Annotated in this window: 12 protein-coding genes; 6 read left to right on the plus strand and 6 right to left on the minus strand. The window is 73.0% G+C overall.

Annotated elements, in window-relative coordinates:
- On the minus strand, positions 1 to 1,431 hold the full coding sequence (locus JOD46_RS04300; protein WP_204391907.1) for an aspartate aminotransferase family protein: 1,431 nt from the start codon (positions 1,429 to 1,431) through the stop codon (positions 1 to 3).
- A gap of 90 nt (positions 1,432 to 1,521) precedes the next feature.
- The gene (locus JOD46_RS04305) at positions 1,522 to 3,087 is read right to left on the minus strand and encodes a CoA-acylating methylmalonate-semialdehyde dehydrogenase (RefSeq protein WP_239562576.1); all 1,566 of its coding nucleotides are present in this window, start codon (positions 3,085 to 3,087) and stop codon (positions 1,522 to 1,524) included.
- A 112-nt stretch (positions 3,088 to 3,199) separates the two neighbouring features.
- Here JOD46_RS04305 and JOD46_RS04310 point away from each other — a divergent pair, with 112 nt between their 5' ends.
- The 4 genes from JOD46_RS04310 to JOD46_RS04325 all read left to right on the plus strand — a co-directional run bounded on the left by JOD46_RS04310 (position 3,200) and on the right by JOD46_RS04325 (position 7,960).
- Positions 3,200 to 4,888, plus strand: coding sequence for a PucR family transcriptional regulator (locus JOD46_RS04310; protein WP_239562578.1), 1,689 nt, complete (start codon positions 3,200 to 3,202; stop codon positions 4,886 to 4,888).
- A gap of 104 nt (positions 4,889 to 4,992) precedes the next feature.
- Complete coding sequence (locus tag JOD46_RS04315; RefSeq protein ID WP_204391908.1) at positions 4,993 to 5,448, plus strand: VOC family protein; 456 nt, start codon at positions 4,993 to 4,995, stop codon at positions 5,446 to 5,448.
- Between the two features lie 16 nt (positions 5,449 to 5,464).
- A complete protein-coding gene (locus tag JOD46_RS04320; RefSeq protein ID WP_204391909.1) occupies positions 5,465 to 6,223 on the plus strand; it encodes a winged helix-turn-helix transcriptional regulator in 759 nt (252 codons plus the stop codon).
- Positions 6,224 to 6,265: 42 nt separating this feature from the next.
- Positions 6,266 to 7,960 (plus strand): alkaline phosphatase D family protein, encoded by a 1,695-nt coding sequence (locus tag JOD46_RS04325; protein ID WP_204391910.1) that lies wholly within the window; start codon positions 6,266 to 6,268, stop codon positions 7,958 to 7,960.
- Between the two features lie 26 nt (positions 7,961 to 7,986).
- Here JOD46_RS04325 and JOD46_RS04330 read toward each other — a convergent pair whose 3' ends face one another.
- Together JOD46_RS04330 and JOD46_RS04335 are read right to left on the minus strand one after the other, a co-directional pair.
- Positions 7,987 to 8,358 (minus strand): cupin domain-containing protein, encoded by a 372-nt coding sequence (locus JOD46_RS04330; protein ID WP_307834904.1) that lies wholly within the window; start codon positions 8,356 to 8,358, stop codon positions 7,987 to 7,989.
- Positions 8,355 to 9,803 carry an NAD(P)/FAD-dependent oxidoreductase gene (locus JOD46_RS04335; protein ID WP_204391911.1) on the minus strand — a complete coding sequence of 483 codons (1,449 nt, stop codon included), beginning with the start codon at positions 9,801 to 9,803 and terminating at the stop codon, positions 8,355 to 8,357. Before JOD46_RS04335 ends, JOD46_RS04330 begins: the two co-directional genes overlap by 4 nt.
- A 200-nt stretch (positions 9,804 to 10,003) precedes the next feature.
- Here JOD46_RS04335 and JOD46_RS04340 point away from each other — a divergent pair, with 200 nt between their 5' ends.
- Positions 10,004 to 10,801 carry a glycoside hydrolase family 16 protein gene (locus tag JOD46_RS04340; protein WP_204391912.1) on the plus strand — a complete coding sequence of 266 codons (798 nt, stop codon included), beginning with the start codon at positions 10,004 to 10,006 and terminating at the stop codon, positions 10,799 to 10,801.
- A 126-nt stretch (positions 10,802 to 10,927) separates the two neighbouring features.
- Here JOD46_RS04340 and JOD46_RS04345 read toward each other — a convergent pair whose 3' ends face one another.
- Together JOD46_RS04345 and JOD46_RS04350 are read right to left on the minus strand one after the other, a co-directional pair.
- Positions 10,928 to 12,433, minus strand: coding sequence for a helix-turn-helix transcriptional regulator (locus tag JOD46_RS04345; RefSeq protein ID WP_204391913.1), 1,506 nt, complete (start codon positions 12,431 to 12,433; stop codon positions 10,928 to 10,930).
- A gap of 139 nt (positions 12,434 to 12,572) precedes the next feature.
- The gene (locus JOD46_RS04350) at positions 12,573 to 13,034 is read right to left on the minus strand and encodes a winged helix-turn-helix transcriptional regulator (protein WP_204391914.1); all 462 of its coding nucleotides are present in this window, start codon (positions 13,032 to 13,034) and stop codon (positions 12,573 to 12,575) included.
- A gap of 128 nt (positions 13,035 to 13,162) precedes the next feature.
- On the opposite strand from JOD46_RS04350, the gene JOD46_RS04355 reads away from it, so the two are divergent.
- Entirely contained in the window at positions 13,163 to 14,026 is an 864-nt protein-coding gene (locus JOD46_RS04355) for an NAD-dependent epimerase/dehydratase family protein (RefSeq protein ID WP_204391916.1), read from the plus strand.
- The last annotated feature ends 26 nt before the right edge of the window (positions 14,027 to 14,052 follow it).

The following is a 14,052-nucleotide window of genomic DNA, read 5'->3' on the forward strand; positions in this document are numbered from 1 at the left end:
TCAGGCGAGCTCGGCGTCGGCGATCTCGAGCGCCGCGTCGATGATGTCGAGGCCGCGCACGAGCTCGTCCTCCGTGATGACGAGCGGCGGGGCGACGTGCATCCGGTTGAAGTGCACGAACGGCCAGAGGCCGGCCTGCTTGCACGCGGCCGCGACCTTCGCCATCGGCGCGGCATCCGCCCCCGACGCGTTGAACGGCACGAGCGGCTCGCGCGTCTCGCGGTCGCGCACGAGCTCGATCGCCCAGAACAGGCCGAGTCCGCGCACCTCGCCGACCGACGGATGCCGCTCCGCGATCTCGCGCAGGCGCGGCTCGACGACGCGCGACCCGAGGTCGCGGACGCGCTCGAGGATGCCGTCGCGCTCGAACACCTCGAACGTCGCCACGCCCGCGGCGCAAGCGAGCGGGTGCCCCGAGTACGTGAGCCCGCCCGCGAACGGCACGGTGTCGAAGTGCGACGCGATGCGCTGCGAGATCACGACGCCGCCGAGCGGCACGTAGCCCGAGTTCACGCCCTTCGCGAAGGTGATGAGATCGGGCGTCACGCCGAAGTGGTTCACGGCGAACCACTCGCCGACGCGGCCGAAGCCGACCATGACCTCGTCGGCGATGTAGACGATGCCGAACTTGTCGGCGATGCGGCGCACGCCCTCGAGGTAGCCGGGCGGCGGCACGAGCACGCCGTTGGTGCCGACGACCGTCTCGATGATGATGGCGGCCACGGTGTTCGCGCCCTCGAGCGTGATGACCTGCTCCAGGTGCGCGAGGGCGCGCTCGGTCTCCTCCGCCTCGCTCGACGCGTGGAACGACGAGCGGTACGGGTACGGCCCGAGGAAGTGCACGACGCTGCCGTCGCTCGGCTCGTTCGCCCAGCGGCGCGGGTCGCCCGTGAGCGAGATCGCGGTCGCGGTGCCGCCGTGGTAGCTGCGGTACATCGAGAGCACCTTGCGCCGGCCCGTGACGGCGCGCGCCATCCGCACCGCGTGCTCGTTGGCGTCGGCGCCGCCGTTGGTGAAGAACACCGTGTCGAGGTCGCCGGGGGCCACCTCGGCGATGCGGCGCGCGAGCTCGCCGCGCACGTCGTTCGCGAGCGCCGGCTGGATGGTCGCGAGGCGACCCGCCTGCTGCTGGATGGCGGCGACGAGGTCGGGGTGCTGGTGGCCGAGGTTGAGGTTCACGAGCTGGCTCGAGAAGTCGAGGTACGCGTTGCCCTGGTAGTCCCAGAAGGTCGAGCCCTCGCCCGCGGCGACGGGCAGCGGGTCGATGAGGGCCTGCGCGCTCCAGGAGTGGAACACGTGGGCGCGGTCGTCGGCGCGCACCTGCGCCTCGGCAGCGGCGTCGGGCAGCGGATGGCGCGTGCCGTGCCGGTCGACGTACGACGCCGCGATCGCGGCATCCGTCGTCGCTTCGGGGATGAGCGTGTCGGTCATGCGAAGTCCTTTCGACCGGTGAGGTGACGAACGGTCGTTCCATCCGGAACCGTCGACGGTTCGCGTCACCTCGGCGGAGGAGTCAGTGGGTCAGTGGTTCTGGGGGAAGCCGAGGTTGATGCCGCCGTGCGCAGCCGGGTCGAGCCAGCGGCTCGTGACGGCCTTCTCGCGCGTGAAGAAGTCGAAGCCGTGCACGCCGTAGGCCTTGCTGTCGCCGAACAGCGACTTCTTCCAGCCGCCGAACGAGTGGTAGGCGACCGGCACAGGGATCGGCACGTTCACGCCGATCATGCCGACCTGCACCTCGTTCTGGAAGCGCCGCGCGGCCCCGCCGTCGTTGGTGAAGATCGCGGTGCCGTTGCCGAACTCGCCCGAGTTGATGAGCTCGAGGCCCTCGTCGTACGAGGCGACGCGCACGACCGAGAGCACCGGCCCGAAGATCTCCTCGGTGTAGGCGCGGCTCGTGGTGGGCACGTGGTCGAGCAGGGTCGGGCCGAAGAAGAAGCCGTCCTCGTGGCCGTCGACCGTGAAGCCGCGGCCGTCGACCACGACGGTCGCGCCGTCGGCCTCGGCGATGTCGACGTACGAGGCGACCTTGTCGCGGTGCACGTCGGTGATGAGCGGGCCCATGTCGGGCTCACGGTGCGTGCCGTCACCGGCGTCGACGCCCGCGCCGTTGCCGATCTTCAGCTTGGCGATGCGCTCGGAGATCTTCGCGACGAGCTCGTCGGCGACGGGCTCGACGGCGAGCACGACCGAGATCGCCATGCAGCGCTCGCCGGCCGCGCCGTAGCCGGCGTTGACGGCCGAGTCGGCGACGAGGTCGAGGTCGGCGTCGGGCAGGACGAGCATGTGGTTCTTCGCGCCGCCGAGGGCCTGGACGCGCTTGCCGTGCTTGGACGCGGTCTCGTAGATGTACTGGGCGATCGGGGTCGAGCCGACGAACGAGATCGACTGCACGACCGGCGAGGTGAGGAGGCCGTCGACGGCGAGCTTGTCGCCCTGGAGCACGGTGAACACGCCGTCGGGCAGGCCTGCCTCCGTCCAGAGCTGGGCGAGCCAGAGCGCGGCCGACGGGTCCTTCTCGGACGGCTTCAGCACGACCGCGTTGCCCGCGGCGATCGCGATGGGGAAGAACCACATCGGCACCATCGCCGGGAAGTTGAACGGGCTGATGACGCCGACGACGCCGAGCGGCTGCTTGATCGAGTACACGTCGATGCCCGACGAGGCGTTCTCGGAGAACGCGCCCTTGACCAGGTGCGGGAATCCGGTCGCGAGCTCGACGACCTCCTGGCCGCGGAGGATCTCGCCCATCGCGTCGGAGAGCACCTTGCCGTGCTCGGCGGTGATGATCGCGGCGAGCTCGCCCTTGCGGGCGTTCAGCAGCTCGCGGAACGCGAAGAGCACGCCCTGGCGCTTCGCGATCGAGTAGCCGCTCCAGACCTCGAATCCGCGCTGGGCGGAGGCGATCGCCTGGTCGATCTCGGCCTGGTCGGCCAGGGCGACCTCGGCCTGGACCGCGCCGGTCGCGGGGTTGTAGACGGGCGCGGTGCGTCCGGAGGCCGACGCGCTCAGTGCGCCGTCGATCCAGTGCCCGATCTGCGGCACATCGACGGTCTCGGCGGGCGAGGTGGCGGGCTCGGTGAGGCTCATATCAGTCCTTCGGTGGGGATGCGGTGCCGCCGGACGCCGGGATCGGACAGATCGACCGGTGTCGTCTAGGCTGGCGTTTCCCCAGTCTGACAGAGGTGGAGAGGCCGAACCGATGCCATACCGTCGCGAAGACGAGTCGAACCGGACGGATCGTCCGGCTGAACTGACGGCGACGTCGGCCGCGGATGCCGGCCTTCCGACCGTGCGCGAGATCCTCGCGCTCGACGCGGTCGCGGGGGGCGTGCCCGAGGTGCTCGTGGGCGGCGCGGCGCTCGATGCCCGCGTGCGATGGCTGCACGTCTCGGACAGTGCGGGCGTCGCCCGGCTCCTGAACGGCGGCGAGCTGCTGCTCTCGACCGGCTCGGGCTGGCCTGCCGAGCCCGACGAGCTGCGGGCGTTCATCGGCGCGCTCGTCGAGGCCGGCATCGCGGGGCTCGTGCTCGAGCTCGGCTCGCACTACCGCTACGTGCCCGCCGTCGTCGTGCGGGCCGCGACCGATCACGGGCTCGCGCTCGCCGCGCTGCATCGCGAGGTGAAGTTCGTCGCGCTCACCGAGGCCGTGCACCGGCGCATCATCTCCGAGCAGACCGTCGCGCTGCACGCGCGCGACGAGGTGCGCGAGCGGTTCACGGCACTCGCCCTGCGCGGCGCGCCCGCCGATCACATCGTGCAGCAGCTCGCACAGACGCTGGGCGCGCCGGTCGTGCTCGAGAACCTCGCGCACGAGGTGGTCGCCGCCGACCTGCCGCCCGACGCCGAGGAGGAGGTGCTCGGCGGATGGCAGCTGCGCTCGCGCGACGCCCACCGTCGGGCCGCGCTGGGAGCGGCCGGCGCCGACCGGTGGCTCATCGTGCCGGTCGAGGCGCGCGGCATCCGCTGGGGTCACCTGATCGCGCTGCCGGGGCCGGCGCATCCGGCCGGCCGCACGAGCGTGCTCGAGCAGGGGGCGATCGCGCTCGCGCTGGGGCGCCTGGCCGACGGCGAGGATGACACGTGGGCCCGCATCGGCCGGCAGCGCCTCGTCGAGCACCTGCTCACGGGCCGCTTCGGCAGTGCGGGCGGTGCGGCGGCGCGGCTCGCCGCGGCAGGGCTCGAGCTCACGGGGACCGACCTGTACGGGTTGGTCGCGACCGGGCGCACCCGCGAGGGCGCGGCCGACGACGCGGCGCGTCGCCTCGGCGGGCGGGCGCTCGAGGGGCGCCCGTCGTCGGGGGAGGCTCCGGCATCCGCGCGCATCGCGCTCCTGTCGCTGCCGGCCGGCACCCGGTTCGACGACGCGGCGGCGGAGGGCTTCGCGGCGTCGATCGCGGCCGGGGCGGGCGCCGGGGCGGGCGTCGGCGCGACCGCGGACGGCGCGGGCGTCGCGCTCGCGATCGGCTCGATGGCGCACGACCTCGACGGACTGCTCGTCTCGGTGCAGGAGGCCCTCGACCTCGCGCGCACTCCGCCGGCGCGCCCGTCGCGAGGGGTGCTGGTGCGCCGCTCGCAGGATCGCCCGCTGGTGCGCCTGGTCACCTCGTTGCGCGACGACCACCGGCTGCAGGAGCTGGGCGAGCGGATGCTCGCACCGCTCATCGAGTACGACCTCGCGCGCGGCGGCGACCTGCTCGACGTGCTCGGCGCGATGCTCGCGCATCCGGGCAACCGCACGGCGGCCGCGCAGGCGAGCCACCTGTCGCGGTCGGTGTTCTACCAGCGGCTCGCGCTCATCGGCGACCTGCTCGGAGCCGACCTCGACGACGGCGAGACGCTCACGGCGTTGCACCTCGCGCTGCTCGTGCGCCGCAGCGGCGGGCGCTGAGTCGCCCGCCGCCGATCTCCTCTAACTTGCTATTGACAAGTGCACTTGCAAAGAGCAAGCTGGGCGCATCACGGATCATCCGCTCATCACCACCGGAGGACATCATGACCACCAGCATCTTCGTGAACCTGCCGACGACCGACCTCGACCGGTCCAAGGCGTTCTACGAGGCGCTCGGCTTCCGCATCAACCCGGCCTTCACCGACGAGAACGCCGCGTGCGTCGTCCTCGACGAGAACATCTACTTCATGGTGCTCACGCGCGAGTACCTCGGCACCTTCACCGACAAGCAGATCGTCGACCCGAAGACCCAGGCCCAGACGAGCATCGCGTTCACCCGCGACTCCCGCGACGAGGTCGACGAGGTGCTCGCCAAGGGGCTCGCCGCCGGCGGGACCGAGCCGCGCGATGCGCAGGACTACGGCTTCATGTACTCGCGCGACCTGGAGGACCCCGACGGCAACATCCTCGGGTTCCTGTTCATGGAGCCCGCGGCGGCCGAGATGGGCCCCGAGGCCTACATGGCGCAGCAGGGCGCCGGCCAGCCCGGCACGGCCTGATCGGCCGGGCACCCGCATGGCGACGCGCGCCGCGCGCGGCTTCGGCCAGTACGACGGCGTGGCCCGCGCGATCGAGCGGGTCGGGGAGCGGTGGGCATTGCTCATCGTCCGCGACCTGCTCGTCGGCGCGCGGCGGTACGGCGACCTCAAGGCCGCGCTGCCGCGCATCCCGACGAACATCCTCGCCGACCGGCTGCGCGAGCTGCAGGAGTGGGGCGTCGTGCGACGCGTGCCGACCGTGCGCGGCGGCTACGAGCTGACCGCGTTCGGCCGCGAGCTCGCGCCTGTCGTGCTCGCGCTCGAGCGGTGGGGGTGGTCGGCGCTCGGCGATCCCGCCGAAGGCGAGCTGGTGACGCGCGAGGGCGTGATCACCGCGCTGCGCGCCGCATTCCGGGCGGATGCCGCGACCGGCACGCCCCCGACCGAGTACGTGCTGCACGTGGCCGCGGCATCCGTCGCCGCCGTCGTCGTGGGTGGCACGCTCGAGGTCGTGGCGATCGGAGAGGGCGCGGTGGCGCAGCCCCGCCGGGCGGCACCCGAGCCCGCGTTCGAGGCGTCGCTCGAGCTCGCCCTCTCGCCCGGCGAGTTCCGGGACCTCCTCGCCGGGCGGCTCGGGGCGCGCGACGTCTCGATCCTCTCGGGCGAGTCGGCGACGCTCGAGCACTTCCTGCGCACGTTCCGCATCACCCCGGTCGGCGCGCCGGACACGGGCACGGCCGCCGGCCCGGCCGCCGACGTCGCCGCGAACGGCGACTCGGCGAGCTCCGTCGCCTGACAACCCGTGGCACCGCGCCCGCCGACACGGTAGAACGGCTTCATGGCCGCATCGCCGCTCCTCCTCGGCCCGATGCTGCGGCACGTCGACGAGACGTCCGCGAGCATCTGGGTCGAGACGCGCGAGGCCGCGACCGTGGTCGTGCGCGCGGGCGGTCGGTCGTGGAGCGCCAGGACGTTCGCCGCGCACGGCCACCACTACGCGCTCGTCGAGGTGGACGGGCTCGAGCCCGCGAGTGAGCTGCCCTACGCGCTCGAGATCGACGGCGTGCCCGCCTGGCCCGAACCCGACCCGCGCGACGGCGCCGAGTACCCGGCGCCGGTGATCGCCACGCGCACGCCCGGCCGCCGGTTGCGGCTCGCATACGGGTCGTGCCGGACGAGCGTGCCGCACGACTCGCACGGCAACCGCACGCACGGCGTCGACGCGATGCGCGCCTTCGCGCTCGCGATGGCGGCCGGCGCGGAGGAGCGCCCCGACCTGCTCCTCTTCCTCGGCGACCAGGTGTATGCCGACCTCACGTCGAAGCAGATGCAGGACTTCATCCGCAGCCGCCGCGACATCCGCGAGCCGCCGGGCAAGGAACTGAAGGACTTCGAGGAGTACGCGCACCTCTACCAGCTCGCGTGGTCGGACGGCGCCAACCGCTGGCTGCTCTCGACCGTGCCGACCGCGATGATCTTCGACGACCACGACGTGCGCGACGACTGGAACGCCTCGCGCGACTGGAAGCGGAAGATGGAGGCGACGTCGTGGTGGCACGGCCGCATCATCGCGGGCCTCGGCTCGTACTGGGTGTACCAGCACCTCGGCAACCTCTCGCCGCGCGAGCGCGCCGACGACGAGCTGTGGCAGCGCGTGGTCGCGCACGACCGCGAGGGCGGCGAGGGCGAGCTCGACCTCACCGAGGCGCTCGACGCGTTCGCCGAGCGGAGCGACCGCGAGCCGACGAGCGTGCGGTGGAGCTACGCGCGCGACTTCGACGACGTGCGGCTGATCGTGGTCGACTCGCGCGCGGCCCGCCAGCTCGAGCCCGACGACCGCGCCCTGCTCGATCGCGTGGAGCTCGACTGGTTCGACGCGCAGCTGCAGGGCGGGTTCCGCCAGGTGCTCATCGCGACGTCGCTGCCGTTCCTGCTGCCGATGGGGCTGCACCACGTCGAGGCGTGGGACGAGGCGATCTCGCAGGGCGCCTGGGGGCGCACCGCCGCGCGGATCGGCGAGCGGCTGCGCCAGGCCGTCGACCTCGAGCACTGGGCGGCGTGGCAGCACACGTTCCAGGCGGTCGCGCGCATGATTGCCGAGCTCGCCGACGGCGCGCGCGGCCCCGCGCCGCAGAACGTGCTGTTCCTCTCGGGCGACGTGCACTACTCCTACCTCGCCGAGGTCGAGCGCGACCGGGGTGGACGGATCCTCCAGGCCGTGTGCTCGCCCGTGCGCAACCCGCTGCCGCGGTTCCTGCGGTGGTTCGCGGTCGTGATGTCGTACGGCGTGGCCACGCCGGTCGGGGCCGCGGCGGCCCGTTCGGTCAAGGTGCCCGACGCGCCGTTCGAGTGGCACACGGTGAAGGGCCCGTGGTTCGACAACAACCTCGCGCTGCTGCACGACGCGCCCGACGGCCTGCGACTGACCTGGCACACCGGTGTCGTCGAGCACGGCGACGAACTGCACCCGAAGCTCGAGCGGGTGGCCGCGATCACGGTCCCCGCCGATCGCGACGTCGAGCTGTCGGCCTGAGGGGCAACGGATGCCGCGGCGCGCGGCTACGGCGCCACGTACACCTTGCGCAGCGTCTCGTGCACGATCCACACGGTCCGCATTCCCGCGTCGAGGCGCACGAGCGACCCGGGCACGAGCTCGATCGCCGGCAGGGCGGGGTCGACGAACTCGACCGTCGCCCGCCCGGCGAGCACGACGAACACCTCGTCGGCCTCGGTGTCGCGCATGGCGCCGGGGGACATCTCCCACACCCCGACCGCGCGCCCGCCGGCGAGGTCGAGCTCGGCGTGCCCCGTGCTGGGCGCGCCCGACACGACCTGGTCGGACGGCACAGGCTCGGGCGCGAGCGCGAGCGTCGCGGCATCCGTCACCGCGCCGGCCGCGAGCCGCGCGGGCAGGCCGTCGCCGCCGGTCACGAGTCGAACCCGAGGCCGAGGGCGTCGAGGGTCTTCAGCAGCATGTTGCGTCGTCCTCCGTTGTGGTCGGCGCGGTCGAGCGACCAGCGCGTGGCGTTGATGCCGAGGGATGCCGCGGGCTCGGGCGGGAAGGGCAGCGGGCGCGTGCGCACCATCTTCAGGCGCGTCCGCTCGGTCTCGCGGCCCGCGAGCAGGTCGAGCATCGTCTCGGCCATGAACCGCGTCGAGGCGACGCCGAGCCCGGTGAAGCCCGAGGCGTAGGCCACGCGGCCCTCGCGCGCGAGCCCCGTGAATGCAGTGAACTGCGTCGAGGTGTCGATCGCGCCCGCCCACCGGTGGGTGAAGGTCAGCCCCTCGAGCTGCGGGTACGTCGTGAAGAAGTGGCTCGCGAGCGTGCGGAAGCTCTCGGGGCGGCGTTCGTACTCCTCCCGGACGCGCCCGCCGTAGTGGTAGATCGCGTCATAGCCGCCGTAGAGGATCCGCCCGTCGCGCGTCATGCGCGAGTAGTGGAACTGGTTGGCCAGGTCGCCGATGCCCTGGCGGTTCGCCCAGCCGATCGAGGCCTGCTGCTCGGCGGTCAGCGGCTCCGTCATCAGCACGTAGTCGTAGACCGGTACGGTCATGAGCCGGTTGCGGGTCAGCAGCGATGGGAAGACGTTCGTGGCCAGGACCGCCCGCTCGGCGTCGACGCGGCCGTGCTCGGTGATCAGCTGCACGGTGCCGGTCGACCCGTGCGTCTCGAGCCGCTTCACGGGGGAGTGCTCGAGGATCTCGACCCCCGCCTCCTCGGCGACGCGCGCGAGCTCGGCGGCGAGCTTCGCCGGGTGCAGGATGGCGCTCGTGCGCGTGTTCCAGATCGCGCCCAGGTAGGCGGGCGAGTCGACCTGCTCTCGCAGCTGGTGCTCGTCGAGCAGCCGGACCGTGCCGTCGCCGCGCGAGGCGGCATCGGCGGCGGCCTCGTGCAGCCACTCGACCTGGTGCGGCTCGACCGCCACGTCGAGCGAGCCGTTGCGCTCGAAGTCGAAGCGCATGCCGTACTCGGCCTCGCTCGCCTCGATCGCGTCGAGGTTGGCGAGGCCCAGGCGGTCGAGCTCGTCGATCTCGTCGGGCCAGCGCGCGAGGCCGTTCTCGCGGCCGTGGGTGAGGCTCGCCTCGCAGAATCCGCCGTTGCGGCCCGAGGCTGCCCAGCCGACCTGGCGGGCCTCCAGGAGCACGACGCGGAGGTCGGGGTCGGCGCGCTTGGCGAGCACGGCCGTCCAGAGTCCGGTGTACCCGCCGCCGACGATCGCGAGGTCGGCGACGCGCGCGCCCTCGAGGCGGGCGCGGGGGCGCCTGGCGTCGTCGGCCAGGTCCTCGATCCAGAACACGGACTGCCGGGTGGGGGCGAGGCTGTGGTCGATGACGGATGCCGCGGGGCGGCGGCGCTCGTAGACGGTCGTTCCCATCGCGGGATCACTCCAAGTCGGTCGGTGCCACCATCATGCCACGTATTGCACGCGTGGACAATAAGCCGCCCCGCGCAACGCAGGTGCGGAGCGCGGGTCGCGCCCACGGCGGCCGGATGTCGCGGGCGACGCGCGCTCCGCACCTGCACTGCGCCGGGGAGGTGGGCCGGGTGTCGGAGGGCTTCGGCAGGATCGTCGACATGCCGCCCGCCCCGCCCGTGCCCCCGCCCGTGCCCGACCTGCTCGAGTTCGACGCCGACTTCTCCGGCCCCGAGCTCGACCTGCGCCAGTGGCTGCCGTACTACCTGCCGCAGTGGTCGAGCCGCGAGCGCACCCGCGCGCGCTACGACGTGGGCGACGGGGTGCTGCGCCTGCGCGTCGACGCCGACCAGCCCCCGTGGTCGGTCGAGTACGACGGCCAGACCCGGGTGTCGAACCTGCAGACCGCCGTGCGCTCCGGTCCGGTCGGGTCGGATGCCGGCCAGCACCCGTTCCGCGAGGGGCTCGTGGTGCGCGAGGCCCAGGGCGACCGGCGCCTCTACACGCCGCACTTCGGGCGCATCGAGGTCGTCGCGGCGATCGACGGCATCGACGAGCACGCGATGGCCGCGCTCTGGATGATCGGCCTCGAGGAGGAGCCGGAGCAATCGGCCGAGATCTGCGTGTTCGAGGTGTTCGGGCGCGACATCCGCCCCGACGGCAGCGCGCTCGTCGGCATGGGCGTGCACCCGTTCCGCGACGCGTCGATCACCGACGAGTTCGAGCGCGTGCCGTTCGCGGGCGACGTGCGAGAGCCCCACCGCTACGCCGTCGACTGGCGACCCGACGAGGTCGTGTTCTCGATCGACGGCATCGTCGCGAAGCGCGTCGCCCAGTCGCCGCAGTACCCCATGCAGCTCATGCTCGACGTCTTCGCGTTCCCGCCCGAGCCGCCCGCCGTCGCCGCCTACCCCGAGTCGTTCGCGGTGCACGCGGTACGCGGCTACCGGCTCGGCTGACGCCGGGGCTGCCGGTCATCCTCGCGGCGCGTGCGCGTCGAGACGGTGCCGGTCATCCTCGCGGCGCGGGCGCGTCGAGACGGTGCCGGTCATCCCCGAGGCGCGTGCGCCTCGAGACGGTGCCGGTCATCCCCGAGGCGCGTGCGCCTCGAGGAACTGGTACACCTCGGTCTGGTCCACGCCGGGGAACGTGCCGGTCGGCAGCGCCGCGAGCAGCGAGGTCGGCGTGCGCGCCGCGGGCCACGACGCATCCGCCCAGCGCTCGGCGAGCTCGGAGGGCGCGCGCCGGCAGCACGACTCGTCGGGGCACCGCGACACCGCGCGATGCGGTGTCTCACGGCCGCGGAACCACTTGACGTGCTCGAACGGCACGCCCACCGAGACCGAGTACTCGCCCTCCTTGGCCTTCTCGATGCGCGAGGTGCACCAGAACGTGCCCGACGTCGTGTCGGTGTACTGGTACCAGGGGCTGAAGCGGTCCTCGACGTCGAACACGGTGCGCGCCGTCCAGTTGCGGCACACCGTGGTGCCCTCGACCGCGCCGAGCGCGTCGGACGGGAAGCGCACCGAGTCGTTCTCGTACGCCTTGATGATGGTGCCCGACTCGTGCACCTTCATGAAGTGCACGGGGATGTCGAGGCGCGCGGTCGCGAGGTTCGTGAACCGGTGCGCGGCCGTCTCGTACGAGACCGCGAAGTGGTCGCGGAGCTCCTCCATCGAGATGCGTCGCAGGTTCTTGGCCTCGGAGAGGTAGCGCACCGCAGCCTGCTCGGGCAGCAGGATCGCGGCCGTGAGGTAGTTCGTCTCGATGCGCTGGCGCAGGAAGTCGCCGTAGTTGGCCGGCTCCTCGTGGCCGAGCAGGTGGCTCGCGAGCGCCTGGAGGATCGGCGAGCGCGAGTCGCGCGACGGCGACTGCTGCGTCGGCAGGTAGATGCGGCCGTGGCGCTTGTCGGTGACCGAGCGCGTCGAGTGCGGCAGGTCGCCGACGTAGTGCAGCGAGTAGCCGAGGTGGCTGGCCATGTCGGCGACGAGCTGGTGCGAGACCGGGCCGCCGCTGTGGCCGACGGCCTCGAGCAGCTCGGCCGCCTTCGCCTCGAGCTCGGGGTAGAAGTTGTCGCGGGCGCGCATCTCGGCCCGCAGCTGGGCGTTGGCCCGGCGCGCCTCCTCGGGCGTCGCCGCTCGCTCGCGGTGCAGCCGGTCGATCTCGTGGTGCAGCGCGAGGATCGTCTGCAGCGTCTGGTCGCTCATGGTCTTCGCCACGCGGAACGGCTCGAGCCCGAGCGCCGCGAACACCGGCCCGCGTTGCGCGCGCTCGACGGCGATCTCGAGCGCCGCGCGCTCCGAGGGCGGGTCGGGTCTGAGCAGCTCGTCGGCGGTCGTGCCGAGCGCGAGGGCGATCGTGCGGAGCATCGACAGCCGAGGCTCGCGCTTGCCGTTCTCGATCGCCGAGACCTGGCTCGGCGCGCGGTCGATCGCGGCCGCGAGTTCGCCGAGCGTGAGCCCGGCGGCGAGGCGACGGTCGCGGATGCGGCGGCCGAGGGTGAGCGCGTCGACCTCGTCGGGCGCGGGTTCAGGCGCCTGCGCGAAGGCGGCGGCGAGGGCCGTGGAACGGGCGCGATCGGCGGTGACCATGCCTCATGCTCACATGAGCGGGCCGACGTCGCAAACCGAAGAATCGAGTAAGTTCTGCGAACGAGGTGACGCTGGCCGGATTTCGCTCCGTTCTCGCGCTCGCACGCGCGAAGAATCGCAAGAATACCGCGACACCGGCTCAGCGGGTGACGGCGAGCACTGCCTCGTCGGCGGCTGCCGAGTGACGTTCGCGCGACTCGAGCACCTCGGGCACGTGGGCCTCCGCCCACGTGCGCATCGCATGGATGGGCTCGAGCAGTGAGCGGCCCAGCGGGGTCAGCGAGTACTCCACGCGAGGCGGCGAGTCCTGGTAGGCCCGGCGCTCGACGAGGCCGTCGGCCTCGAGCGCCCGGAGGGTCTCGGTCAGCACCTTGGGTGTGACGACGCCGACCTTCGCGCGCAGCTGAGTGAACCGCAGGGTGCCGCCGGCCAGTGCGAGGATCACGAACATCGACCAGCGCTCGCCGATGCGGCCGAAGACGATCCGGCTCGGGCAGTCGGGGTCGAGCACGTCGAGGTCGCCGACCTCGCACGGCCCGTCGAGCGGGGCTGCGCCAGGGGAGCGGTGGCGCTCGATCTGCGCGGGGCTGGTGCTCGCCATGGGGTCCTCCTCGATTCCGCCGCCGGGCGCTCGTGCCGCAGTCCGGCGCGGGCCCGGTCGTCGCCGCCCGGTTCCCTCGAGGGAAGTTCCGTTGAAGTTACCGGTATCCAATCCATACCGTATTCTCCATGAGAACGCTACTGACCGGGGGAACCGGATTCATCGGATCGGCCGTGCTCGACGTGCTCGTCGGTGCGGGACACGAGGTGCGGGCCGTCGTGCGCAGCGCCGACGCCGCGGAGGACGTCGCCCGGCGCGGCGCCACGCCGGCGCGGGTCGACCTGAGCGACGCCGCGGCCGTCGCCGCCGCACTCGCCGACGTCGACGCCCTGGTGCACACCGCCGCACCGGCCGACGGCGCCGACGCGCTCAACGCCGCGGTGGTCGACGCGGCCATCGGCGCCTTCGCCGACGGGCGCCGGGTCGTGCTCACGAGCGGCGTCTGGGTGTACGGCGAGGGCGAGGATCTCACCGAGGACCACCCGCTGGACCCGCCGGAGCTCGTCGCGTGGCGCGTGCCCATCGAGGAGCGACTGCTCGCGTCATCCGTCGACGCCCGCGTCATCGTGCCCGGCGTCGTCTACGGGCGCGGCCGCGGCATCGTGCCGATGATCGCCGACGGCCCGCGGACGCCCGACGGCGCCATCCGGCTGGTGGGCGACGGGAGCCAGCATTGGACGCTCGTGCACGTCGACGACCTCGCCCGGCTCTACCTCGCGGTGCTCGAGCACGACGGTCCGCTCGGCCGCGTGATCGCCTCGGACGGCTCGCCGACCACCGTGCGGGCGATCGTCGAGTCGGTCGCGGGCCCCGCCGGCGTGGTCCCCGAGACCGCGGCGGCCTCGCACGACCGGTTCGGCGCCGCCTTCGCCGACGCGCTGCTCCTCGACCAGGCGGCGAGCGGCGCCGCGGCCCGGGCGCTCGGCTGGACCCCCGAACACCGCAGCGTGCTCGACGAGCTCGCCCGGTCCGCCGAGCGAACGGCCGCCTGACCCGCACCGCGCCGGGGCCGTGAGGC

The organism is Agromyces aurantiacus (assembly GCF_016907355.1).
Lineage (GTDB): Bacteria > Actinomycetota > Actinomycetes > Actinomycetales > Microbacteriaceae > Agromyces > Agromyces aurantiacus.

Excerpts from the sequence above, each read along its gene's own strand:
- JOD46_RS04325 (WP_204391910.1), top strand. The coding sequence starts at position 6,266 with ATGGCCGCATCGCCGCTCCTCCTCGGCCCGATGCTGCGGCACGTCGAC.
- JOD46_RS04310 (WP_239562578.1), top strand. The coding sequence starts at position 3,200 with ATGCCATACCGTCGCGAAGACGAGTCGAACCGGACGGATCGTCCGGCT.
- JOD46_RS04335 (WP_204391911.1), bottom strand. The coding sequence starts at position 9,803 with ATGGGAACGACCGTCTACGAGCGCCGCCGCCCCGCGGCATCCGTCATC.
- JOD46_RS04300 (WP_204391907.1), bottom strand. The coding sequence starts at position 1,431 with ATGACCGACACGCTCATCCCCGAAGCGACGACGGATGCCGCGATCGCG.
- JOD46_RS04345 (WP_204391913.1), bottom strand. The coding sequence starts at position 12,433 with ATGGTCACCGCCGATCGCGCCCGTTCCACGGCCCTCGCCGCCGCCTTC.
- JOD46_RS04305 (WP_239562576.1), bottom strand. The coding sequence starts at position 3,087 with ATGAGCCTCACCGAGCCCGCCACCTCGCCCGCCGAGACCGTCGATGTG.
- JOD46_RS04355 (WP_204391916.1), top strand. The coding sequence starts at position 13,163 with ATGAGAACGCTACTGACCGGGGGAACCGGATTCATCGGATCGGCCGTG.
- JOD46_RS04340 (WP_204391912.1), top strand. The coding sequence starts at position 10,004 with ATGCCGCCCGCCCCGCCCGTGCCCCCGCCCGTGCCCGACCTGCTCGAG.
- JOD46_RS04320 (WP_204391909.1), top strand. The coding sequence starts at position 5,465 with ATGGCGACGCGCGCCGCGCGCGGCTTCGGCCAGTACGACGGCGTGGCC.
- JOD46_RS04350 (WP_204391914.1), bottom strand. The coding sequence starts at position 13,034 with ATGGCGAGCACCAGCCCCGCGCAGATCGAGCGCCACCGCTCCCCTGGC.
- JOD46_RS04315 (WP_204391908.1), top strand. The coding sequence starts at position 4,993 with ATGACCACCAGCATCTTCGTGAACCTGCCGACGACCGACCTCGACCGG.